This window comes from Ruegeria sp. H4 (genome assembly GCF_056533065.1).
Window position 1 is genome coordinate 869,884 of the sequence record NZ_JBQFOC010000001.1, and the last position, 23,081, is coordinate 892,964.

A 23,081-nucleotide genomic window follows, 5' to 3' on the forward strand; every position below is an offset into this window, starting at 1 on the left:
GCCATGTATGTAGCTGTCAAAGGTGGCGAAAAAGCGATTGAAAACGCCCATGCCTGGCTGGCCGAGGAACGGCGTGGATCAGCCGACGTGGCCGAACTGAGCCTTGCGCAAATCCGCGAGCAGTTGAGCCTTGCGGTAAACCGGGTCATGGCCGAGGGCTCTCTGTATGATCCCGATCTGGCCGCATTGGCGATCAAACAGGCGCGTGGCGATCTGATCGAAGCGATCTTCCTGATCCGCGCCTATCGCACGACCTTGCCGCGCTTTGGGTATTCGAACCCGGTTGAGACGGGGCAGATGGACTGTGACCGACGGATCTCGGCCACGTTCAAGGATGCGCCCGGCGGGCAGGTTCTGGGCCCGACTTTCGACTACACCCATCGCCTGCTTGATTTCAAACTGGCCGCTGACGGAGAGGTGCCCGCCGCGCCGGAAGGGGCGGCACGCACCGAACACACGCCGCATATCACTGAATTCCTCAAGGGTGAGGACATCATTCAGGACGAAATTGCCAGTGATGAAACACCCGGTGATCTGACGCGCGAACCACTGGAGTTCCCATCGAACCGACCTTTGCGCTTGCAATCGCTGACACGTGGGGATGAAGGGTTCGTACTGGGTATGGCTTACTCAACCCAGCGCGGCTATGCCCGCAACCACGCCTTTGTCGGGGAACTACGGATCGGCAAGGTCGCGGTTGAGATGGAAATCCCTGAACTGGGTTTTGCCATCGACATTGGCGAGGTTGAGCTGACCGAATGTGAAACGGTGAACCAGTTCAAGGGCTCCAAGACTGAACCGCCGCAATTCACACGCGGCTATGGTTTGGTGTTCGGGCAATCGGAACGGAAATCCATCTCGATGGCTCTGGTAGATCGCGCGCTGCGCTGGAAAGAACTGGGCGAGGATTTTGTTGGTGCTGCGGCGCAGGACGAAGAGTTTGTTCTGAGCCATTCGGACAACATTCAGGCGACCGGGTTCTTGGAACATATCAAACTGCCGCATTACGTGGATTTCCAGTCCGAATTGGAGCTGGTCCGCAAGCTGCGCCGCGAGGCCGAAGAGCGGATTGCGCCCAGGGAGGCCGCGGAATGAAGGCGGTCGTTTTTGATATTGGCGGTGTGCTGATTGATTGGCAGCCGCAATTGGCTTGGGTCGAAGCGCTGGGTTCAGAAGAGGCTGCTCATGCGTTTATCGAAAGAACGGGTTTTCGAGAAAAGAACGCGCGTGCGGACAATGGTGAGCAGTTTGCGGATCTGGCGCAAGAGTTAGAAGACCCGCAAGATCAAAACCTGTTTGTAGACTATGTTTCGCTTTACGCCCGGACGGTAGAAAACGCGATCCATGGAACTTGGGACGTGTTGGACCGGTTGAAGGCTCAAGGAACCGCAGTCCACGCCATCACCAATTGGTCTGCGGAAACCTGGCCCGAAGGTCTGAAGGTCCACCCACGTTTAGGTGAGGTCTTCGGCACTCTGGTCGTGTCTGGGCAAGAAGGTGTGATGAAGCCGGATGCCCGTATTTACCACATGCTATGTGATCGTGCGGGAGTAGCGCCAGAAGACTGCGTTTTCATTGATGACGGGTTGCACAATGTCGAAGGCGCAAAGGCAGTCGGCATGGACGGTATTCATTTCAGCACGCCAAAAGCGCTGGACATCGCGCTAACCGAAAGAGGGTTCTTATGAGCGAGTATAATTTCGCCTATCTGGACGAACAGACCAAGCGGATGATCCGCCGCGCCATTCTCAAAGGGCTGGCAGTTCCAGGCTACCAAGTGCCATTTGCCAGCCGCGAGATGCCGATGCCCTATGGTTGGGGTACGGGTGGGGTGCAGGTCTCGGCCGCGACGCTGACGCCGGATGATACGTTTAAGGTGATCGATCAGGGCGCGGATGACACCACCAATGCGGTTTCGATCCGGAAGTTCTTTGAAAACACCGCAGGTGTGACAACCACGGAAGAAACGGAAAAGGCGACTGTCATCCAGACCCGCCACCGCATCCCCGAGGCGAAGCTGACCGAAGATCAGATATTAGTGTATCAGGTGCCGATCCCGGAACCTCTGCGTTTTCTGGAACCGCGCGAGACTGAGACACGCAAGATGCACAGCCTAGAGGAATACGGGCTGATGCATGTGAAGCTGTATGAAGATATCAGCCAGCATGGCGCGATTTCGACTTCTTACGCCTATCCGGTGAAAGTGTCGGAACGGTATGTGATGGATCCGTCCCCGATTCCGAAATTCGATAACCCCAAGCTTGAGATGGACGCGATCCAGCTGTTTGGCGCGGGACGCGAACAACGGATTTACGCGGTGCCGCCACACACCAAGGTCGTCAGCTTGGATTTCGAGGATTACCCGTTCGAGGCGACCAAGGCCGATCACTGCTGTGATCTGTGTGGGGCGACGGACAGTTATCTGGATGAGGTCATCACGGATGACGCAGGCAATCGCATGTTTGTCTGTTCGGACACCGACTATTGCCGGTCGCGCCGCGAGGCGGGCCATGTCGGTCCAATGACCAAGGAGAACGCGGCATGACCCCCTTGTTGCAAGTCAAAGATATTCAGAAACACTATGGCGCGCGGATCGGCTGCACGGATGTCAGCTTTGATCTCTATCCCGGTGAAGTGATGGGGATCGTGGGCGAAAGCGGCTCGGGCAAATCGACCCTTTTGAACTGCTTGGCGGGGCATTTGGAGCCTGATGCCGGGCAGGTGGTCTTTGACACTCGCGCAGATGGTCCGGTGGACACCGTGACCATGTCGGAACCCGAGCGTCGGATGCTCAGCCGCACCGATTGGGCCTTTGTTCATCAGCATGCCCGCGATGGGCTGCGGATGTCGGTCAGTGCGGGTGGCAATATCGGCGAGCGCCTGATGGCGGTCGGCGATCGTCACTATGGCGACATCCGCGACAAGGCGATCGACTGGTTGGGTCGGGTCGAGATCAGCGAGGCACGCGTTGATGACCGGCCCACGGCGTTTTCGGGCGGGATGCAACAACGTTTGCAGATCGCGCGCAATCTGGTCACAGGCCCCCGGCTGGTGTTCATGGACGAACCCACCGGCGGGCTGGATGTGTCGGTTCAGGCACGCCTGTTGGACCTGTTGCGCGGGTTGGTGCGCGAAATGGGGCTGAGCGCCATCATCGTCACCCATGATCTGGCCGTTGTGCGTCTGCTGGCGGACCGGTTGATGGTCATGAAAGACGGCCATGTGGTCGAGGCCGGGTTGACCGATCAGGTGCTGGACGATCCGCAACATGCCTATACGCAGCTGCTGGTCTCCAGCGTTCTGCAGGTTTGAGTATTTGGGAAAAGATGAAGCAATGATTGAGCTGAACGACGTAAGCAAGAGCTTTACCCTGCACAATCAGGGCAGCGCGGTTATCCCGGTTATGGAAGGGGCCTCGTTAAAAGTCGACGCGGGCGAATGCGTCGCGCTGACAGGGGCCTCGGGCGCGGGCAAATCCACGCTGATGCGGGTGATTTACGGGAACTATCTGGCGGCGTCTGGCAAGGTGCTGGTCGGTGGACTGGACGTGGCACAGGCCGAACCGCGTGAGATTCTGGCGCTGCGGCGTGAGACGCTGGGCTATGTCAGCCAGTTTCTGCGGGTGGTCCCTCGGGTGCCGACGCTGGAGGTTGTGGCAGAGCCGTTGCTGGCCCTAGGTCATGACCGGCAAATCGCATTGGACAAGGCTGCAGGCCTGCTCAAACGGTTGAACATTCCTGAACGGCTGTGGGCGCTGAGCCCGACGACGTTTTCGGGTGGTGAGCAGCAGCGGGTCAATATCGCGCGCGGTTTTGCGCATGAATATCCGGCGATGTTGCTGGACGAACCAACAGCCAGTTTGGATGCACAGAACCGTGAAACGGTTTTGTCCCTGATCGAAGAGGCAAAAGCGCGCGGCGCGGCGATTGTGGGCATCTTCCACGATATCGAAGCCCGTCAGCGGGTGTGTGACCGCGAGATCGACGTATCGGGCTTCACCCCTGGGAAAGCCGCATGACGCTGGCTCCAGTCATTGCGATTGTCGGCCCCTCGGGTGTCGGCAAAGACAGTGTGATGGAAGCACTGGAGACCCGTGCGCCCGGTATTCAGCGGTTGCGCCGTGTGATCACCCGGCCCGAAGGGGAAGAGGGTGAGGATTTTGACCGTGTCTCGGTCGATGTGTTCGAACAGATGGTGCTGGACGGGGCGTTTGCCTTGCATTGGTCGGCCCATGGGTTGCTATATGGTGTGCCGTTGCAGATCGCCGAGCAGCGACAGAAGTGCAGCGCTTTATTGGTGAACTTCTCTCGGTCCGTGTTGGTGCAGGCGCAGGAGGTCTTCGGAGATTTGGTTGTGGTCTCGCTGACTGCCAGCGCTGAAGTTCTGGCCCAGCGTCTTGCGGCGCGTGGGCGCGAAAGCAGCGTGGAACAAGCGCGCCGCCTTGGGCGAGCACGCGCCTCTTTGCCTGAGGGGCTGGAGCGAGTGTTCGAAATCGACAATTCGGGCGCGCTGGACGATACGGTCAGCGAAATCCTGAACCGACTTCAACTAGAAAGCGCGTAGCGATGGATCAGGTGAAATCGCCCGTCCTCGGCCTCGCCCATCAAAGCCAGATCGTCGATCTGGAAGGGTTTTGGCAAAAGCGGAGCCAGATGCGTGTGAAGCGCAGTTTCGGTCGCGGCCAGAGTGGGTTTGTCCAACTTCCCGCTCAGCGTGATGTGAAACCGGAACGCATCCAGCACGTAAGGATAGCCCCATCTGATCAGATGGGCATCCTGTTCCGGGGTCAGATTGGCGGCACGGCGACGCGTCAGTTCGACCTCGGATGCGGGCGCGCGAAACCTGTCAAGCTCTGTCACGCAGGCGGCGGCCAACGCATTCAGCGCATCCACATCGCCAACCGGGCGCAAGGCCAAAAACCGACCAAGACGCGCAATTTCAAGCCCGTCCAGATTAACCGACGTTTGGTTGGCCGCAAGCGTTTCGCAGGCCCGTTGCAAAGCCTCACAGCTTTGGCCATTGCGCAGGCGAAACGGGGGTTTCATAGTCGCGTGCAGCCCGTATTTGCGGGGCACCTCGGTCACGGCGGCCACATCAACACCATCGACCGGTGGGTGTGCGATCTGCGTTCCGTTTTCCATATCCCAACCCAGCCAGCGGGTTGCAAAAACCGTCCAATCCGCCTTGGCGGGTGGTGCAAAATAGATCGCGTATCGCGTGAATGTCACATTGGCCTCCTAGTGCGTGGCCTTCCAATAGCTCAAACAGTGTGAAGTTCAGATGACAGAAGAATTGACCCTTGCCAATGCCACGCTTGTTTTCCCGGATGAGACCGTAACCGGCAGCATTCGCATCGTTGGTGAGCATATTGCCGATATCGACACCGGGGCTGCGGTTCCGGCGGGTGCGATTGATTGTGAGGGCGACTATGTTTGCCCCGGTCTGGTCGAGCTGCACACAGATAATCTGGAGCGGCATATCCAGCCGCGTCCGAAAGTGGACTGGCCTCATGCTGCTGCGATCCTGGCTCATGACGCCGAGTTGGCCAGCACCGGGATTACCACGGTGTTCGATGCCATGCGGGTGGGGTCGATCCCATCTGGTGCGGCGCGGTATGGCAAATACGCCCGCGGTTTGTCGCAAGAACTGTGGGAGCTACGCGAACAGGACGCCCTTAAGATCAGTCACTTCCTGCATTTGCGGGCAGAGGTCTGCTCGGAAACCCTGGTCGAAGAACTGGATGAGTTCGGCCCGGAAGATCGGGTTGGGTTGGTCTCGCTGATGGATCACACGCCGGGGCAACGCCAGTTTCGGGATATCTCGAAGCTTGAGGCTTATGTGAAGGGCAAGCATGCCATGGACGATGACATGTTCCTGCAGCATGTGGCGCGACTAAAGGGCCTGCGGGATGCGTATGGTGAGAAGCATGAGGTCGAGACTGTCAAGGCCGCGCGTCGTTTTGGGGCGGTGCTGGCCAGCCATGATGACACGACCGAGGATCAGGTGAAGGTTTCTGCTGGCCACGGTATCCGCTTGGCCGAGTTTCCCACGACCGTCGAGGCGGCACGCGCCTGCCACGATCACGACATCAAGGTCATGATGGGGGCCCCAAACATCATCCGAGGCGGTTCGCATTCCGGGAACGTCGCAGCCCGGGAATTGGCGGAGCTGGGCCATCTGGACATCATGTCATCAGACTACGTGCCTTCGGCGCTGTTGCTGTCGGCAGTGCGATTGGGCGAGATGTGGGGGGATATGGCGCGCGGCCTCAAAACCGTTACACTCTCCCCAGCGCAGGCCGCAGGGCTGCAGGATCGGGGCGAGCTGCGCAAAGATGCACGCGCTGACCTGATCCGGTTCCGCATGCGTGGCAACGTACCCGCGCTCAGCGCCGTTTGGTCGCGCGGGCAGCGGGTCGCCTGATCAGGCGGTGTAAAACAGATAACGGTCCGGGGCGATGGTTTCGGGTCCGTCGATCTGGTTGAACCCGACCAGCGGCTGGCCCGAGATCAACAACCCATTGGGTTGCATGACCTGTGCGATCAACGGGCTGAGGCGTGCGGCTTCGGCCACATCCTCTTCCTTGATCCCGCGTCCGAAATCGTAATGTGCCATGGCCATCTTGTGGCCCGAGGCTGCCAGTTTCTGCAGCATTGGCTCGGCCTCGCCTTGCAAAAAATCCTGTTCGGGTGGGGTACTGTCAGGGTGGCATTGCAACAGGCGATCCATCACCCAAATGCGCCGATCCGGCATGATTTCCCGCAGGTGGTCATAAGTGCGACCATTGCCCAGACCCATGTCCAGAACATCTCCGTCTTGTTTGGCGATCCGGGCTGCAGCCCAGTTCAGCCCGTCGCGCTGAGCGGTCAGGCGGCGCAGCATGGAATCCAATCTGCTCATATGGGGGAACTCCGTTGTGGGGTGTCGGGGGCGGCCCAAGGGTGCGTGGGTCCCTCCAGCAGTTTTGTTAGCAATGCCTCGGTAAAGGTCCAAATGTCGGGGTCGTGAACCAAATGGTGGGTCAGGATGCCGAAGGGCTCTGTATTGTCGGCCTGACCCGTGCGGCGGTCTTGCAGTAGTGCGGCCATCCTTGCGATCAGAATGTCCGGTGCGACCAATCCCCGTGTGCCCCGCCAGTCAATCGGGTCCAGATGCGTGTTGATCTGTTCCAGTCCAGGGACCGCAAAGGTCGCTTTCCGCGGTGTTGCTGTCGACAATATTCGGAACCCAAGTGCAGGAAGTTGGGCGACAGCCTCATCCCCGATCCGGTTCCAGGGGGGGACAAACATGGGGCGCAACCTGTCGTGAAACAGATCCGTCAGGCGAACAAACCCGGCTTGCGCGTCGGCAATGATATCCTGTAACGGGCGATGCGCGCGAAATTCAGACTTCTTTTCTCCCGCAGGCGCATGGTTTTGGTGTGCCCAGCCATGGACGACAGGGATTAGGCTTTCGTGGCGTGCTACGAAACCCGCAAGGCTGGCATTCGCATCCCGGGGGACAACGGCCAGATGTACCGGCAATCCAACGCGTTCGGACAGCGCAGTCAGTGTCGCCAATTGCGGTGTTTGCACCGTGGCATCATCATCGCGCCACCATAGGGGCAGCGTCAGGCCTTGGGCATGCCAATGCGCAAGCTCGTCCTCCAAGGGTTTCCAATCCGGCCTCATGTGCGCCGCCCCAAAAGATGCTTTGTGATCTCGACTGAGCGCTGTGCTCCATCGAGGCCGTCTTGCTTGGGTGCACGCCTGCCTTCCAAGATCACTTGTTCGACCCGTTCGGCAAGACTATCGCCGGTCAATGCCTGACTACGCAGCACTTCTATTGCTGGCAATTCTGACAGGCTTTGACCGCGTAGGTCCTGTTCAACCTCTTTGCCGTCATCAAACGGGATGAGTACCGCAGGGGTGCCCGATTGCAGGATGTCCAGCGCAGTGTTGTAGCCGCACATGCTGACCGAGGCCGCCGCGTGTGGCAGCATCTGGCGAAAATCCGGGCGGACGGGTTCGAGCGACACGGGTGCCTCACCCACAAGCTGAGATAGTTTTGCTATGCGCTCCTGAGCATCACGCCCGCCCACCAACAGGCGCCAGCGCCTGTTGGGTATCTTTCGCGCGGCCTCGATGGCCGCACGAAAGATCGGCTGCCCCACCGATCCGCCACCAGCGCTTACCAGGATTTCATCGGTTCCAAGCGCCTCGGGATGCGGGCGCGCCGCGGCAGGCGCAACAAAACCCGTATAGTGCAGGTGCTGGGCCAGTTGATCGGATACCGGCCAACTGACCGATAATGGGATTATGCTCTCATCCGAATGCACCAAGACACCATCGTAAAAACGACTAATGATTTCGTCGGCATGGGTGGCTTTGGTCGGTTTGGATGGCGGGGCCAGAATATCCCGGACCGAGGCCAGAACCAGCGGGCGTTTCGGCAAGGCATGTGCCGCCGCAAGGCCCGCTTCGAACTCCGCCGCGAGAGACCGGCGGCCAAAGGGGAACAGCTCGGTGATCAGAACATCCGGTTGAAAGCTCTGCACAGCCTGAACAAGTGCCGCAATGCGCGACGAAAGATAGGCAGGGTCGGCGACCTCACCGGTCTCCGTCAAAAGACGCGTGAAATCTGTTCCGTCTGAGCGTAGCGGGGGCAGGCCAAACAGTGTTATGCCGTCCGAGTTTAACTGCGGCGCGGGCATCCCGCCGGTCACGATCATGACTTCGCTGCCGTCTTCGGCAAAGGCACGGCCAAGCGTCAATGCGCGGCTTAGGTGACCTGTTCCCAGCAGATGGGTCACGACGATCATCATGTTCATTCGGTAACTCCGCGAGCAATCAGGCGAACGGGATCCGGTGTTGGGGTCATATCGTCCATATCAATGATATAGAGCCGATTACGTTTGATCTTAAAGGGCGCGGAGCCTTCAAAGTTCCACCCCCAGGCCCGGGCCTGAATGACGCGCATGATGCCGATGTGGCAGACAGCAATAGTGTCTTGGTTCAGCTCACACAGCCAGGATTCCAATCGTGCCCAAACTTCAGCAGGGCTTTCGCCCTCGGGTGGGCGATAATCCCAACCCCAGTCCTCGATATGGCGGTACCCGCTGTCTGGGTCTGCGATCAGATCGACCCCGCGCAACCCTTCCCACCGGCCCCAGTTCATTTCGGTCAACGCGGGCGAGGTCTGAGGGGTGCGACCCGATACTAACAGCGCCGTCTCTTGCGCGCGGGCCAAAGGGCTGGACCATATCTCGGCGTCTTCCCAACCGTTTGGCAGGGCATATTCGGCCAGTTCTGAACGGGCATCGTCATCCAGTGGGATGTCACTGCGCCCCTGAATGCGTCCAGCACGGTTCCAGTGGGTGTGTCCATGGCGCAGCAGAGCCAATCGGGTCATGCCGTTACCTCCAGCATTGGGCGTATGGCTGCCCAAAACACCTCGGTCGCTTTGGGCATCAGGTGACGGGTGGCAACATGCGTGCGGGCCGCTTGGCCAAGGGCGCGCCGCCGCTTGGGATCATCCAGCAAAGGTTGAATCTGCTGCGCCAATCCTTTTGCCCCCGCCTCAGCAGCCGGGTAGTCCGCTGGGGCCAGAACGTCCCGCACACCGGGTCTGTCTTGCGCGGCGACGGGTACGCCAGCGACTTGCGCTTCCAGATAGACCATCCCATAGGCTTCGTTCACACCGGGCCACACGAATATCGAGGCCTCGCCGTAAACACGTTGGAGCGCCTCCCGATCGAGTTGGCCCAGAAAGGTGATATGGCCTTCAAACGGTTCCATCAGGTTTTCGACATCCGGGCGCGCAGGGCCATCACCCACGATGTTCAGGTGCCAATCGCCTGACAGGTGCGACAGCGTCTCGGCCAGAATCCGGTACGAGGACAGCTTATCCCCATGGCGCATCATCCCAACGGTTAGCATCGGGCCATCGCAAGTACTTGCGGGTGGCAGATCCGCCATAGGCAAGAATGGAGGCAGCTCAATCAGCGCCTGGTCGTCATAGCGTTCGCGCTCCAGTGTGATCAGATCATTGGCCGTGTGATAGAAAATCACCTGTGCCGCGTCGCAGGCTGTATGCGCATCTTGCGCAAATCTTGCCCAAGGTCCCATCAGGCGACTTGTGGCGCGGGTGCTTTCCAACTGCACATAAGGAATGCCACGTGCCTGTGCGACGACCGGCCCTAACAGGTCGGGGGACTTGTAGTAGTTGTGATAGGTCACCCAAAGGTCGATGTCTTCAGGCATGTCCGAGATCAGCCGCTGTGCTTCAACCTCGGCCGCTTGTCGCAGGGCGCGCTGCGTCGCCGCATCGCCAGCTTTGTCATAGATGCGCAGGTCCGAGATCAGATCAACGCGATCCTCCTGTGCCCCGATTGCCTGCATCAGGTTTCGGGCCATCTCGCGATCGCCCGAGGGTTTGGGGCTATCGGGCGATTTCATCGGCGCATAAAACGCGACCCGGGCCATCAGGCTGCATCCGCGCACAGGGTCTTAAGACGGGCCGACAAACGCGCAATTCCTGGATCCATCCGAAACTCTGCCAATAGGCGCGTATAAGCGGCTTCGGCCATTTGGGCGGTTTGGGATGGGTGCGCTGCAAGGTCACAAATCGCACTGGCCAATGCGGCAGGACCGTCGCTGGACAAGAGGCCATGAACCCCCGTTTCGATGAACTCGGGAATGGCCGAAACCGGTGTCGACAGGATCGGCAGTTTTTGCGAGGCCGCCTCCATCAAGACATTTGGCAGCCCGTCCCGGTCGCCATCTTCGGCAATCCGGCTTGGCAGAACAAACAAATCTGCCTGCCTCATGGCGGCAATCACCTCGGGCTGATCACAGGCCCCTTTCCAGGTGATGCGATCTGCAACACCGGCAGCCAAGGCCTGATCGCGCAAGCTTGGCCCCAAACCGCCGCCGCCGATATGGGTCCAGCGCCAGTTCAGAGTATCCGGCAGCAAGGCAAAAGCGGCGATCAGCCGTTCAAACCCTTTTTTCTCAACCAACCGGCCAACCGACATCATATGGAAGGCCGCATCGGGTTGTCGTGGTAGACGGTCTGGCGGCGCAGGGAACCGGCCCAGATCCAGCCCGTGATAAATCAGATCGACCCGATCTGGCGTGTCGGCCAGTCCGCGCAGATGTTTGGCACCAAATGCAGTGCACGTCGCGCCAAAGGCTGCGCCATAGGTGTCTGGGTGCAGCTTCTCGCGCTTTTCCCAGTCCGGCGAGGTCCAGATATCTTTGGCGTGGGCGGCAAAGCTCCACGGTAGGCCGCGCATGATGGCGGCATAGCGCGCGACGGACGAAGGCGTATGCATGAAATGCGCATAAAGCGCGCGTGTTTCTGCCGGAAGCTCGGTGGCCAGAACGCAGGCCTGACCGAAACGGCGAATGCGATTATGGGTCGGGTCGCGGCGCAGATCCTTGCGCCAGACGTCATAGGCCTCGGCATAACCGGGCAGGCGCTGTGCCACCGCGCGCGCGGCCCAGACGCGTTGGGGTTCGTCATACAGATACTCAGGCAGGTAGTGCACCTGACCGCTAAAGCGGTCATGCAAAGGATGACGCTTGGCATCCGTGGGGTGGCGCAGCGACCAGATATCAAACTGGTGGCCTGCATCCTGAAGGGCGACCAGTTCCTGCGCGATGAATGTCTCGGATAGGCGCGGCCACCCTTTGACCAGCACCGCTAGCTTCGGAGCATTGGCATTCATCCGGTGGCTCGTTCCTTTTCCCCGGTCAGCAGGGCATCAATACGGGCTGTGACATAGTCAAGGCCATCCAGCAGGCCAGCACGGATGGTTTGCGATGGCAAAGATTGCTGCGGCAGCGCGCGGATGGCTTTGATCATCGCGTCGGGCGTCAGGCCATCGCGGGTTTCATCCAGCATGCGCACCAGCCCCAGACCTTCGGCGCGCGAGGCCCGGATCCATTGTTCAAGACGAGGAGTGGTGCGGGGCACGATAACGGCACGTTTGTCAAAGGACAGAACCTCGCAAAACGTGTTGTAGCCCCCCATGCACACAACCCCAGCCGCCCCGGCAAACAGGGTTTCGATCTGGGATTCAAAGCCAACGGCAGTGACCCGACCGTTTAGCGCAGCGACACGGGTTTCAAACTCTTCTCGCAACTCACCCGACAGGAACGGGCCGTAGACCAGAATGGCTCGGGGGGACAGATCGGGATCTTTTTCGTAGGCGGAAAGGACCAGATTGACCATGGCCTTGCCGTCACCCCCTCCGCCGGGTGTGATCAGAATATAGGGCTGTTCGGGCGGTTCACCAACCGGGCCCAGATCGCGGCGCAGATAGCCGGTGTAGTGGATACGGGATTGCGCGCTGCGGCTCAGCGGCAATCCTTTGGTTGGATCATAGATTGAGTTCAGCCCGTAAACCCAGATTTCATGATAAAACCGTTCGGTTGCGGCGATGGCCTCTTTGCGCTCCCACTCTGCAGCCAGCACCTCGGGTTCATCCAGAACATCGCGCAGACCCAGGATCAGCCGTGTGCCGCAGTTGTTTTCAAGATATTCAAGCGTGGGCAAAAGCTCACCCCGAAACCCGGTGGGTTCCTTGTCAACGATCAGGATATCGGGGTTAAACTGCTGAACTGCTGTCTGGATCAGGCCGGATCGCAGGTCGGTCACTTCATCGATCCCCATCCCGATTGTGCGCGCGGCATAAGACCCGTCGGCGCGCTTGGTGACGCCGGGTAGGCGGACATGGTCGACGCGGCGCGGGAAGGTAAACCGCCCAGCCACGGGCGATCCCGTCAGGATCAGGGCCGAGGCGGTCGGATCAGCCTGTGTGATCGCTGCAGCCAATGCGCGCGAGCGTCGCAGATGCCCCAACCCAAAAGTATCGTGGCTGTAAAACAGGATGCGCGGCGCGCGACCGGTGTTAACTGTGTTTTTGCCGAGGCTCATATTGGTGCCTGTGTTTTGGTCTTACTTATGGTCTGCGCGTTTGCACCACATACCTTACATTGTTAAGCCGCGCTTGCCAAAGGTGGAAAAGCGCCTTTGCAAATGCGCCAAACATTGTGATTTGGCAACAGCCGAATGGGTTTTGAGGAATCCTTGTCACGGTGCGCCGATCACGCAATTTAACACAAATTTGGGACCTTGGGCCAAGATGGTTTGAACTGAACCGAACGCTTTTGTAACCTTATCCGAAACTTTGGATCGGGATGTAAGACCCTATGAAACATAATGTTCTGGCTGGATTGCTTTTTGCGTTCATGACCTTTGTCTTGGTCTATCCGGTCAGCGGAACCGCGCAAACCGGGTTGATACCGGGCTATTCCTCTGGATCAAGCGAGAGTACCGACACCACCAGTGAAAGCGATTTGGCCGCTGCCATCCGCGCCGCCAGTGAGGCCGGTGCCAGCGTTATTGTCATTGACAGCGCCGGGCAGGTCGTCACGTCAACCGGTGCTGCGGCAGAGGCATCGGAAGACGCTTCGGGTAACCCAATGGCTGATGGGTCGCAGCTGATGAAAGCGCAGGAGCGGTTCTCGAAATTCCGCGATTCCGCCGCATCACGGCTGGAGGCGTTGCCGTATTCGGTGTTCGAAGTTCAGTACATCTTGCGCCAGACCAGCCCGGACGGGCGGATACAGACCTATGTCGAGGTTCTGGGCTGGAACGTTCTGTTCCTGCTGTTGGGCCGATGGCTGTCCACCGAAATCTATGGCAAGCGGTTCGCCAGACGCTGGGTGGTGGCCCGGATCAAGGAAAACCCGCAAGGCTATAAGGAAAAGATGCCGTTCTTGGTGTTCCGCTTCCTTATGGGGATAGGCGGAACCATCTTTGCGATGTTGATGGCCCTGATCGTTGGCTATCTGTTCTTTGGCGAGGCCGAAGATATTTCGATCCAGTTTACGGTGACTGCCATCTTCACCGCCTTTTTCCTGGCGCGCACGGTGTCTGACTTGTGGCGGATGGTGCTGTCACCCTTTCTGAGCCAATACCGATTGCCCCCGTTTTCGGACCGGGATGCGAAGCGGCTGTATATCTGGGCCTCGCTTCTGGCGACCTATGATATCTCGGCCGTTTTATTTGCAACCTGGGTCGCGGATTTCGGGTTGAACTACAATGTCTACGCCATGGTGTATGGCGGGCTGACCATGGTCGGTGCCGTGGGCAACATCCTGATGATCCTATTCAATGCGCGTGCGATTTCTAACGCGATCCGAGGTGGACGGGCCCCGGCTCAAGTATCATGGCTCTTGAGGTTTATTTCTTTCGCCTGGGCGCCATTTCTGATCGTCTATTTGATGTTCAGCTGGTTCAAACTGGCCGTTGATCTGGTGCTGGAGAATGACAATTCAATCCCGATTGTTGCCAGTAGCTATATGATCTTCATGTCAGTTGTCGTCGCATACGGCGCGATGAACTATGTGCTGGAACGCTATTTTGATCGCAACCGGCGTATAGAAGAAAAGAATGCCATTGCAGATGCAGCGCACGAGGATGCCGACACGCCGCAAGCTGAGCAACGCAAGCATGTGATCCTTACTTATGAGGATCTGGCCCGCCGTGTGGCCGGCATTCTGGCCTTTGTAGTCGGCATCTACGCTTTGGTCGTGATCTGGAACCCCGAAGCCAGTTGGAGCGAAGACCTGCCCATCGAGCGCGCGCTGGATGTCATGGTGATCCTGTTCATCGGTTACATCCTGTTCAACTTCTTTCGCATCTGGATCGACAGCAAGATCGCCGAAGAATCCGATGACGGTACCGAGGCCGAACTTGGGGACGAAGGTGGCGAAGGCGGGCAAAGCCGTCTGGCGACTCTGCTACCACTGTTCCGTGGGGCGATCCTGGCCGTTGTCGTAGTGACGATTATCCTGATCGTACTGATGGAACTGGGCATCAATGTCAGCCCCTTGTTCGCTGGTGCCGGTGTTGTCGGGCTGGCGGTCGGGTTTGGCTCACAAACCTTGGTGCGCGATATCTTCTCGGGTGCCTTCTTCCTGCTCGATGACGCGTTCCGCAAAGGGGAATACATCGACATTGGGGACGTGAAAGGGACGGTTGAAAAGATCTCGGTCCGGTCATTCCAGCTGAGGCACCATCTGGGGGCGCTGAACACCATACCATTTGGTGAGATCAAAGTGCTGACCAACTATTCGCGTGATTGGGTGATCATGAAACTGCCCTTGCGCGTGACCTATGACACTGATGTCGAAAAGGTACGCAAGCTGATTAAGAAGCTGGGGCAGGAACTGCTGAGCGACCCGGTGATTGGTGAAAACTTCATCCAACCGCTCAAATCGCAGGGCGTGATCGAGATGCAGGATTCCGCGATGATCATCCGCGTCAAGTTCATGACTAAGCCCGGTGATCAGTGGCTGGTGCGCAAGAAGGTCTACCAGGACATCCGAGAGCTGTTTGCGCGTGAAGGTATCCGCTTTGCCCATCGTGAGGTGACCGTCAGACTGGCCGATGGCAAAGAGGTCGAGGACCTGAGCCCGAAACAGCGTGAGGCGGTCACCGGCGCGGTTCAGGCTGCGATTGACGAAGACTACCTGGATGATATCGGCCCGGGTGGAGATGATCGCTAGGGTAGGCTCCTGCCCCTGTGGGATGCATCTCTGACGAGACGACCCCCAAAGCGTTGGGCCGGGCCGCGCGTTCCGCGCGGCGGTCGCGTGTTTTGATCGGCTAGGGCCAGACGGCGTCGGATGTGCCCAGTTTTGAGGCGGGCAGGTTCCAGTGCAGTTTGGTTTTGCCAACGCTCAGCGGCGATCTCAGGCGATATCCCGGCCCCCAACCCGAGGTTTCGGGCGTATTGTTATAGTCAGACTGAGAGGCGTCCTTGATGGCCTTCTCCGAATCGGATTTGCCCAGGGCTGCCAACAGCTCTGCCGTTCGGGCAAGCGACAGTTGGGCATGCATCACGGTGTTACCTCGCGCCGCTTCGGCCAGAGCAGATAGAACAGCGGCAGCCATAAGATAACCGGTTGCGTGGTCGAGCGCCTGAACCGGCAGCGGGGTTGGTTTGTCCGCCTGCGCCCAGATCATACCGGTATGTGCGATCCCGGCGCTCATCTGTACCAGGCTGTCGAATCCGCGCCGTGCGGCCCAAGGACCTTGCCAGCCATACGCATCCAGCGTCACCTCAACCCGGTTTGGGGCCAGTTGATCTCGCTTGGCTTTATTCAGTCCCAACGCATCCAATGCACCGGGGCGATAGCCATGGACAAATACATCGGCCTCTGCCAGAAGCCCCTCCAACCGCGCAAGCCCCTCTGGTGATTTGAGGTCGAGATAGGTGCAGCGTTTGCCCAAAGAGATGTCAGGGATGACGCCAGGCTCGTCCCAATCCGGTGGGTCGATGCGCAAAACATCAGCCCCAAGTCCCGCCAGCGTGCGGGTTGAGACCGGGCCTGCCAGAACGCGCGTCAGATCCAGCACGCGCAGCCCAGCCAGTGGGCGATTGGTGCTTGCTTCGGGCCGATCCCGCAAAGAAATATTTCTAGGACCGTGCCAACTAATCAAAGGGTCCCGCGACACAGAGCGCCCCTGAGGATGGTCCAGCCATTCGGCCCGACTGCGCATGGCGGCGGCGACCCCGCCTTCTGCGACGATGGCGGTTTCCAGGTCAACGATCGACCATGATTTCAATGCCTGTACGACGGTGTCCCGGTCCGCGCGTGTGCCAATCACCTTCAAGGCTGCGGCCCGATGATGCGGCAGGTTGGTGTGCAGGCGAATCCACCCGTCTGCCGCCTGATAGTCTCCGGCGACCGCGTCCCACAGGCTTGGCATTTCCCAGCCGTCTGGTTTGAAGGAATAGCGATACCAAAGTGAGGCCAGGCGCTGATCCACAACCACCTCAGGTGCGGTTGGTGTAAGGTTCATCGCCACCATCAGGCGCGACAGTTCCTGTCCGACCGCCGCGATGCTGGCGGTCGCCAGTTCTGAGACAGCAAACGCACTGTGCAAAACACCGGGCTTTTTCGTGCGGTAGCTGCTGGCCGCGGGAAGAGAGGCCAGCAGGCTCATTGTTGATAGGGGTCGAGGCTGTCGCGCAATCCGTCACCCAGGAAGTTGAAGGCCAGAACGACGACGATAATGGGAAGCATAGGAATGGCCGTCCACGGATAAATCTCGATTGAGGCGAGGTTCTGCGCGTCATTCAACATGACCCCCCAGCTGACCGCCGGTGCACGCAGACCCAGACCCAGGAAGCTAAGCGCCGTTTCGCCCAGAATCATGGCCGGGATCGACAAGGTGGCCGAGGCGATCAGGTGGGACATGAAGTTCGGCAGCAGGTGTTTGCGGATCACCCGACCCGAGCTGGCGCCCATCATCTCAGCTGCGCGTACATATTCTTCCTCGCGCAGCGATAGGAATTTGGCCCGCACGGATCGGGCGAGGCCGGGCCAGTCGAGGATGCCCAGGATGATCGAGATGATGAAGAAGACCGCGACAGGGCTCCAATTCGAGGGCACAGCGGCGGACAGGGCCAGCCATAAGGGAAGTTCGGGCAGGGATCGCAGAACTTCGATGACACGGTTGATGGTCCAGTCGATGCGCCCGCCGAAATACCCGGCCATTGAACCGAACAGAATGCCTAGGAAGAACGATACCGAGATGCCAATCAGGCCCACAGTCAGCGACAGTTGCGCGCCATAGAGGATGCGGCTGAAGATATCGCGGCCCAGTCGGTCCGAGCCCCAGAGGAACACGGTCGCTCCATCCGGTGCGCAGAACAGATGGGTGTCAGAGGGGATGAACCCGGCCAGACGATATTCGGAGCCTTCGCAGAAGAACTTGATCGGTTTTGGGTCGTCAGTATCCGCAACGAACTTCCACTGGAACGTTTCCAGATCGGCTTCGGCTACAATTGGATAGACATGCGGCCCGATGAATTCGCCATCATGGAACCAGTTGATCGATTGGGGCGGGGCATAGAGATGCTCGCCATTGCGTTCGTTGGCGCCGTACGGTGCAATGAACCCCGCAAACGGCAACATAAGATAGCACAGCAACAGGAAGATGCCCGAGATCAGGCCCAGCTTGTGTGTTTTGAATTTGCGCCAGACCAGCACCCAGTTCGGGGCGTCCAGATCAGCGCGTTCTAGCTGCTGGACCGAGGCTTCGGGATCGAACGGTGCCTCGTCAACATAGCGGTTATCAGGGCGATCTGTCATGCTTCGCGCCCCTCATACCGAATACGTGGGTCGAGCATCACCAGTAGGATATCCGAGATCATCGTACCGATCAGTGTCAGCAGGGCCACGAACATCAAAATGAAGGCCGATAGGAACTGGTCCTGTGTCTTAAGGGCTGTCAGCAGGGTCGGGCCAATTGTTTGTAGACCCAGAACAACAGACACCAGAACTGAGCCTGATATCATTGAGGGTAGCAGGTTGCCAATATCGGCCACGAAGGGATTGAACGCCACGCGCAGAGGGTATTTTGTCAGCATCCGCGTTGGCGCCATACCCTTGGCAATCGCGGTTTCAACATAAGGCTTGCCTAGCTCGTCCAGCATGTTCGCACGCAAACGCTGCATCATCGCCGAGGCGCCGGAGGTGCCGATCACAAAGGTGGGTACGATCAGGTGAACAAGGATGGATTTCAGCTTGTCCCAACTCATCGGCTCACCTTCGAATTTGGGATCCATCAATCCGCCGATTGGCAGGTTGAAATACTGATGGCCGTAGTAGAACAGGATCAACGCCAGTAGAAAGTTCGGCGTGGCCAGTCCCAGATAACCGACAAAGGCCGAAGTATAGTCGATCCATGTCCGCGACCGTGCGGCGGCGATCACGCCCAAGGGCAAGGCAACGGCGTAGACGAACAGAATAGCGGCCAGGTTCACAACAACGGTCAGCCAAAGCGTATCGCCCACGATCTCGGACACGGGGCGGTCGAACTCGAAGGACCAACCCCAATTGCCCTGTATCATGCCAGAGAACCCGTGCGGGCCGGGCCAGAAGCCCATCCAGATCAGATATTGTTCCCACATCGGCCGATCCAGCGCATATTCGGTTCGCAGAAACTCGGCCTTTGCCACACCTGCTGACTGGCCCGAGGCCTGAAGCTCGGCGATCTGATTGCTCAGATAGTCGCCCGGCGGAAGGTTGATGATGATGAAAATCAAAACCGAGACCACCAACAGCGTCAGCAGCATCGTAAAGAAGCGATAGACCGCATAGCGCAGCATGATCATTTAGCTGCTCCTGTCAGTCGACCAAAAAGAATTCGTCTGGGCGGTGGACGCCAAAATGCGCGCCGGGCTCCCACGCCCACATGGCCTGTTCCGGGACGTTGCGTAGACGGTTCGATACGACGATAGGCTGTGGGGCGCCGTTCAGGATGCCGATGCCATAAAGCTGATCGGCGTGGATTTTCAACATCTCTGCCCAAACTGCCGTGCGCTCCTCATCCGTGGTGGCGACCTCCCAATCATGGTTCAGATTCATGAGCCGCTCGGCCTCGGGCATATCGGGGGCTTCGCCAACCTCACCACCTGTCTGGTAGAATTGGCCCCATTTGGGCCAGGCGAGGAAGACCTGATCGGTCGGGGCCAGATAGGCCGGAGAGGTATGTGCCTGCGGCAGCCCGTCATCCCACCCAAACCAGACTGAAGCCATTGTATTGCCTGCAAAAACACGGTTCCGCAAGATGTCACGATCAAGCGGGCGCATCACCAGTTTGACCCCGATCTCGCGCCATGTATCGGTTACGATCTGCAGCGCATTCTCAACTTCTTGCCGTTCACCTGCGGTTTCGATGATCAGTTCCATCGGGCGGCCATCCGGCAATAGACGGGTGCCAGAGCCGTCGCGTTGGTCCAGCCCGGCCTCATCCAGCAGCGCATTGGCCATGTCGACATCGAATGCGGCCCAGGCTTTGGCATCTTCCTCGTTGTAAAAGGGCGAGGCAGGCAGGACGGACATCGCCATTGGCTTCGCCAGTTTGAAGTAGAGCGCCTGATTGATGGTTTTGCGATCTATCGCCAGCGAAAGTGCACGGCGCACCCGGACATCGCGCAGCACATTCCGCCAGACCTCATCCGCGTAGTTCAGGTTGGGGTAGATTGCGATTTGCGAGGCGACACCGGTTTTCCACAGCAGGGTTTTGTAGTCGCCGACCTCTTCCCCCTTTTTCAGGATCGATGCATCCCGGAAGGCCAAGCCGCGACCCTGTAGATCGCTCTCGCCCGCGTTGGTTTTTGCGGCGACCAGACCGGGGGCGACGATCTCCATCGCGACGATGTCAATATAGGGCAGTTGGACGCCATTTGAGTCAATGCGGTGATAGTAGGGGTTGCGGACAAAGTTGTGGCGGATTTTCTTGCCAGAACTTGCGTTCAACCAAGGCTGTAACGTGGGCAGTTCGTGATTGTCGAACTTGTACAGGTTGTCCAGCTTGTTGTGCAGCGCGGCCCAGCTTTTGACCCGGGCGTCGTCGACTAAAAAGGCAAGCTCTTCAGGGTCTGCGTACTTCTCGTGATAGGGTTTCAAGAACGCCGAGGGCCGATAGATGAACGGTGGGCGGGCCTGAGCCAGTGATTGCAGGAAATCCGGATTGGGATCCGGCCATTCAAAGATCACCGTGGTTTCATCCGGGAAAGAAACTGTGGGCGGATTGCCTTCGACAATCAGGAAATCTGGCGGGCCGGATGGGCTGAGCAAAGGGTTGTTTGCTACATCTTCCCACCAATATTGAAAATCCTCGGACGTGAACGCCGACCCGTCAGACCATTTGTGACCTTCCCGAAGCTTCAGGGTGAACTTACGGTTGCCTTCGTTTTCAAACGAGGCCAGCAGATCAGGGACAATGTTGTAGTTCTCGTCAAACCCGACCAGTCGCGCATAGCCATAGACGACCATCTGACGGATATCCTTGGACCGGGTCACCATGGTGCGCAAGGTGCCGCCCTGGGTTCCGAATTCGCGGCCTTTCGCGGCCAGATCAACGATCAGCGGTTCCTTAGGCAGGCGCTCGGCTATGGGCGGCAGATCGCCGGAATTGACCTCGTTTGACCAGAACTCACTCTCTTGCAAGGTCGGAAGTTCGGCGCTCGCGGCAAAGGGCAAAGAAAAGGCCAACGATGCCGCAAGGATCAGATGGCGAGTGGTCTTATACATGGCAACGTACCTTATGGCCCGGCTCCAATTCCACAAGTGAAGGTATCACGGTGTCAGAGAAACGAAAGGCTTCATCCCAACTGTCCGGCGCGCCGGCACCCAATGAGACCATTTGCAAGTCAATCGGGCGGTTGATGTCGGGTTCTGGTTGGGCGGCAATCAACGCCTTTGTGTAGGGATGGCGCGGATTGTAGAAAAGGGTTTCGGGCGGGGCTTGTTCCACGACCAACCCCCGGCGCATTACGGCGACCTCATCGGCGATGCGGGCCACAACGGCAAGGTCATGAGAGATAAAGAAATACGACAGGTTCAGACTGTCCTGCAAATTCTCCAAAAGGGTCAGGATCTGTTCCTGTACCGAAACATCCAAAGCCGAGGTCGGTTCGTCACAGACGATCAGTTGCGGGTCCAGCATCATGGCGCGCGCAATGGACAGGCGCTGCCTTTGCCCGCCGGAGAACGCATGCGGGTAGCGTTTCAGCATATCCCCGTTCAGCCCCACGCGCTGCAACATCTCGGCGGCCTTGTCGCGTTGTTCCGATGTCGACCCGATCCGGTGAATTTCCAGCGGTTCGGTCATCGCATCCTGAATGCGCATACGCGGGCTGAGCGAGCTATAGGGGTCTTGAAATACCATCTGCGCCTTGCGTTGAAACGCGGTGCGCTGGGCGCGGGTCATCTGATGTACGGGGATCGGGTCATCTCGTGCGGAGGTTTTGAACAGAACTTCCCCACCGGCGTCAGGTAGCTCTGCCCCCAGGGCGATCCGGGCTGCCGTGGTCTTGCCCGACCCGCTTTCACCGACAATGGCCAGCGTTTTGCCGCGGCCAAGGTTCAGGTCGACGCCACGACAGGCGTGGATTTCCTTGTCGGCCTGCCAGCCTTTGCTGGCCCGCATCGTATAGGTCTTTGAAACGCCTTTCATCTGCAGGATCAGGTCTTCATCCGGCATTGGCACCCCGACAGCATCGTTATCGGGGATCGCGGGGGCGGCATCGAATAACTGCTTGGTATAAGGATGCGCCGGAGCGGTGAGGATCGGCGCGGCGGGGCCTGCCTCCATCACACGGCCCTTGTGCATCACCACCACGTGTTCGGCCATGTTCGCCACAACGCCAAGGTCATGGGTTACAAGGATCAGAGCCATGCCGGTTTCGCGCTGAAGCTCTTTGATCAGGCCAAGAACCTGTGCTTGAGTGGTCACGTCCAACGCTGTGGTCGGTTCGTCAGCGATCAACAGATCGGGTTTAGATACCATTGCCATGGCGATCATTGCACGCTGACGCATGCCGCCAGACAGTTCGAACGGATAGGAATCGTAGGCGCGCTGCGGGTCTGGGAAGCCAACGCGTTCGAACTGACTCAATACCTCTTTGCGGGCCTGTGCCTCGGACGCGCCGCGATGAAGCCAGAGAACCTCGCTCACCTGATTGCCGATCTTGTGCAGCGGCGAAAGCGAGCGCATCGGTTCCTGAAAAATCATCGATACCCGGTTGCCGCGAATGCCACGCATTTCGCGCTCGCTGATCTGTGTCAGTTCGGCGGCACCTTTGGAGTCGTTAAGAGTGATTGATCCGCTGCGGATTTGCGCGGTTCGGGGCAGAATGCGCAAGGCGGCGCGGCATGAGATGGTTTTGCCAGACCCGGACTCGCCGACCAGCGCCAGGGTCTGTCCGGCATGGACATCAAAATTCACATCTTTGACAACAGATTCACCTGCGCCAAAACCGATGCTCAGGTTTTTGACGGACAACAAAGCATTCATTCGGGTTTTCCACCCGGTTGGCCGCATGTTTGCATCGGCTCTATCAACTCCCCGTGATTTTTTCGACAGTCTCGCGCGGTTCTGCCCGTATAGTCAAACCCGTTCTTGTGCTGAAATGTCGCGGAAATGTGAAACTTGGGGTCTGGCGACTACACAAACACTTGAGCTTTTGTCATCAAAGCCCAATTCGACCGCCCTTATGTTGGCAGTAG

The 23,081-nt window shown here is 58.7% G+C and carries 21 protein-coding genes; 8 read left to right on the top strand and 13 right to left on the bottom strand.

The genetic code is table 11. The features are described from left to right. Positions 1 to 3: 3 nt before the first annotated feature. From ACR0KG_RS04440 to phnN, 6 genes are read left to right on the top strand one after another with little or no spacing between them, the layout of a single operon-like run. Positions 4 to 1,095, top strand: a complete 1,092-nt coding sequence (locus ACR0KG_RS04440) for a carbon-phosphorus lyase complex subunit (protein ID WP_480826595.1) — start codon at positions 4 to 6, stop codon at positions 1,093 to 1,095. Continuing rightward, complete coding sequence (locus ACR0KG_RS04445; RefSeq protein WP_480826596.1) at positions 1,092 to 1,688, top strand: HAD family hydrolase; 597 nt, start codon at positions 1,092 to 1,094, stop codon at positions 1,686 to 1,688. Before ACR0KG_RS04440 ends, ACR0KG_RS04445 begins: the two co-directional genes overlap by 4 nt. Next, positions 1,685 to 2,545: an alpha-D-ribose 1-methylphosphonate 5-phosphate C-P-lyase PhnJ gene (locus ACR0KG_RS04450; RefSeq protein WP_480826597.1), complete on the top strand. Its 861-nt coding sequence runs from the start codon at positions 1,685 to 1,687 to the stop codon at positions 2,543 to 2,545. Before ACR0KG_RS04445 ends, ACR0KG_RS04450 begins: the two co-directional genes overlap by 4 nt. After that, positions 2,542 to 3,312 (top strand): phosphonate C-P lyase system protein PhnK, encoded by a 771-nt coding sequence (gene phnK / locus ACR0KG_RS04455; RefSeq protein ID WP_353012148.1) that lies wholly within the window; start codon positions 2,542 to 2,544, stop codon positions 3,310 to 3,312. Before ACR0KG_RS04450 ends, phnK begins: the two co-directional genes overlap by 4 nt. Before the next feature lie 22 nt (positions 3,313 to 3,334). Further along, positions 3,335 to 4,018 (top strand): phosphonate C-P lyase system protein PhnL, encoded by a 684-nt coding sequence (gene phnL / locus ACR0KG_RS04460; protein WP_480826598.1) that lies wholly within the window; start codon positions 3,335 to 3,337, stop codon positions 4,016 to 4,018. After that, positions 4,015 to 4,563 (top strand): phosphonate metabolism protein/1,5-bisphosphokinase (PRPP-forming) PhnN, encoded by a 549-nt coding sequence (gene phnN / locus ACR0KG_RS04465; RefSeq protein WP_480826599.1) that lies wholly within the window; start codon positions 4,015 to 4,017, stop codon positions 4,561 to 4,563. The genes phnL and phnN overlap by 4 nt, the downstream gene beginning before the upstream one ends. On the opposite strand, the gene ACR0KG_RS04470 is transcribed toward phnN, so the two are convergent. Then, complete coding sequence (locus tag ACR0KG_RS04470) at positions 4,545 to 5,228, bottom strand: DUF1045 domain-containing protein (RefSeq protein ID WP_480826600.1); 684 nt, start codon at positions 5,226 to 5,228, stop codon at positions 4,545 to 4,547. The two genes, phnN and ACR0KG_RS04470, sit on opposite strands and share 19 nt — an antisense overlap. Before the next feature lie 52 nt (positions 5,229 to 5,280). Between ACR0KG_RS04470 and ACR0KG_RS04475 the strand changes: the two genes are divergently transcribed. Next, positions 5,281 to 6,423 carry an alpha-D-ribose 1-methylphosphonate 5-triphosphate diphosphatase gene (locus ACR0KG_RS04475; RefSeq protein WP_480826601.1) on the top strand — a complete coding sequence of 381 codons (1,143 nt, stop codon included), beginning with the start codon at positions 5,281 to 5,283 and terminating at the stop codon, positions 6,421 to 6,423. Here the strand turns inward: ACR0KG_RS04475 and ACR0KG_RS04480 are convergent, their stop codons facing one another. From ACR0KG_RS04480 to ACR0KG_RS04510, 7 genes are read right to left on the bottom strand one after another with little or no spacing between them, the layout of a single operon-like run. Continuing rightward, entirely contained in the window at positions 6,424 to 6,900 is a 477-nt protein-coding gene (locus ACR0KG_RS04480) for a class I SAM-dependent methyltransferase (protein ID WP_480826602.1), read from the bottom strand. Next, complete coding sequence (locus ACR0KG_RS04485; RefSeq protein WP_480826603.1) at positions 6,897 to 7,670, bottom strand: polysaccharide deacetylase family protein; 774 nt, start codon at positions 7,668 to 7,670, stop codon at positions 6,897 to 6,899. The genes ACR0KG_RS04480 and ACR0KG_RS04485 overlap by 4 nt, the downstream gene beginning before the upstream one ends. Continuing rightward, positions 7,667 to 8,809 (bottom strand): glycosyltransferase family protein, encoded by a 1,143-nt coding sequence (locus ACR0KG_RS04490; RefSeq protein ID WP_480546249.1) that lies wholly within the window; start codon positions 8,807 to 8,809, stop codon positions 7,667 to 7,669. The genes ACR0KG_RS04485 and ACR0KG_RS04490 overlap by 4 nt, the downstream gene beginning before the upstream one ends. Next, a complete protein-coding gene (locus ACR0KG_RS04495; RefSeq protein WP_480826604.1) occupies positions 8,806 to 9,390 on the bottom strand; it encodes a histidine phosphatase family protein in 585 nt (194 codons plus the stop codon). Before ACR0KG_RS04495 ends, ACR0KG_RS04490 begins: the two co-directional genes overlap by 4 nt. After that, on the bottom strand, positions 9,387 to 10,463 hold the full coding sequence (locus ACR0KG_RS04500; protein ID WP_480826605.1) for a glycosyltransferase family 4 protein: 1,077 nt from the start codon (positions 10,461 to 10,463) through the stop codon (positions 9,387 to 9,389). Before ACR0KG_RS04500 ends, ACR0KG_RS04495 begins: the two co-directional genes overlap by 4 nt. Further along, complete coding sequence (locus ACR0KG_RS04505; RefSeq protein ID WP_480826606.1) at positions 10,463 to 11,710, bottom strand: glycosyltransferase; 1,248 nt, start codon at positions 11,708 to 11,710, stop codon at positions 10,463 to 10,465. The genes ACR0KG_RS04500 and ACR0KG_RS04505 overlap by 1 nt, the downstream gene beginning before the upstream one ends. Continuing rightward, positions 11,707 to 12,921 (bottom strand): glycosyltransferase family protein, encoded by a 1,215-nt coding sequence (locus tag ACR0KG_RS04510; protein ID WP_480541822.1) that lies wholly within the window; start codon positions 12,919 to 12,921, stop codon positions 11,707 to 11,709. Before ACR0KG_RS04510 ends, ACR0KG_RS04505 begins: the two co-directional genes overlap by 4 nt. A gap of 275 nt (positions 12,922 to 13,196) precedes the next feature. Here ACR0KG_RS04510 and ACR0KG_RS04515 point away from each other — a divergent pair, with 275 nt between their 5' ends. Next, positions 13,197 to 15,560, top strand: coding sequence for a mechanosensitive ion channel domain-containing protein (locus ACR0KG_RS04515; RefSeq protein WP_480541824.1), 2,364 nt, complete (start codon positions 13,197 to 13,199; stop codon positions 15,558 to 15,560). A 100-nt stretch (positions 15,561 to 15,660) separates the two neighbouring features. Here ACR0KG_RS04515 and ACR0KG_RS04520 read toward each other — a convergent pair whose 3' ends face one another. Genes ACR0KG_RS04520 through ACR0KG_RS04540 form a run of 5 tightly spaced genes read right to left on the bottom strand, consistent with a single transcriptional unit; the run spans position 15,661 to position 22,869 of the window. Beyond that, a complete protein-coding gene (locus tag ACR0KG_RS04520) occupies positions 15,661 to 17,004 on the bottom strand; it encodes a CoA transferase (protein ID WP_480826608.1) in 1,344 nt (447 codons plus the stop codon). After that, entirely contained in the window at positions 17,001 to 18,155 is a 1,155-nt protein-coding gene (locus ACR0KG_RS04525; RefSeq protein ID WP_480541828.1) for an ABC transporter permease, read from the bottom strand. Before ACR0KG_RS04525 ends, ACR0KG_RS04520 begins: the two co-directional genes overlap by 4 nt. After that, the gene (locus tag ACR0KG_RS04530; protein WP_480826609.1) at positions 18,152 to 19,180 is read right to left on the bottom strand and encodes an ABC transporter permease; all 1,029 of its coding nucleotides are present in this window, start codon (positions 19,178 to 19,180) and stop codon (positions 18,152 to 18,154) included. The genes ACR0KG_RS04525 and ACR0KG_RS04530 overlap by 4 nt, the downstream gene beginning before the upstream one ends. Before the next feature lie 13 nt (positions 19,181 to 19,193). Next, the gene (locus ACR0KG_RS04535) at positions 19,194 to 21,104 is read right to left on the bottom strand and encodes an ABC transporter substrate-binding protein (RefSeq protein ID WP_480546258.1); all 1,911 of its coding nucleotides are present in this window, start codon (positions 21,102 to 21,104) and stop codon (positions 19,194 to 19,196) included. Beyond that, entirely contained in the window at positions 21,097 to 22,869 is a 1,773-nt protein-coding gene (locus tag ACR0KG_RS04540) for an ABC transporter ATP-binding protein (protein WP_480546260.1), read from the bottom strand. The genes ACR0KG_RS04535 and ACR0KG_RS04540 overlap by 8 nt, the downstream gene beginning before the upstream one ends. Between the last annotated feature and the right edge of the window lie 212 nt (positions 22,870 to 23,081).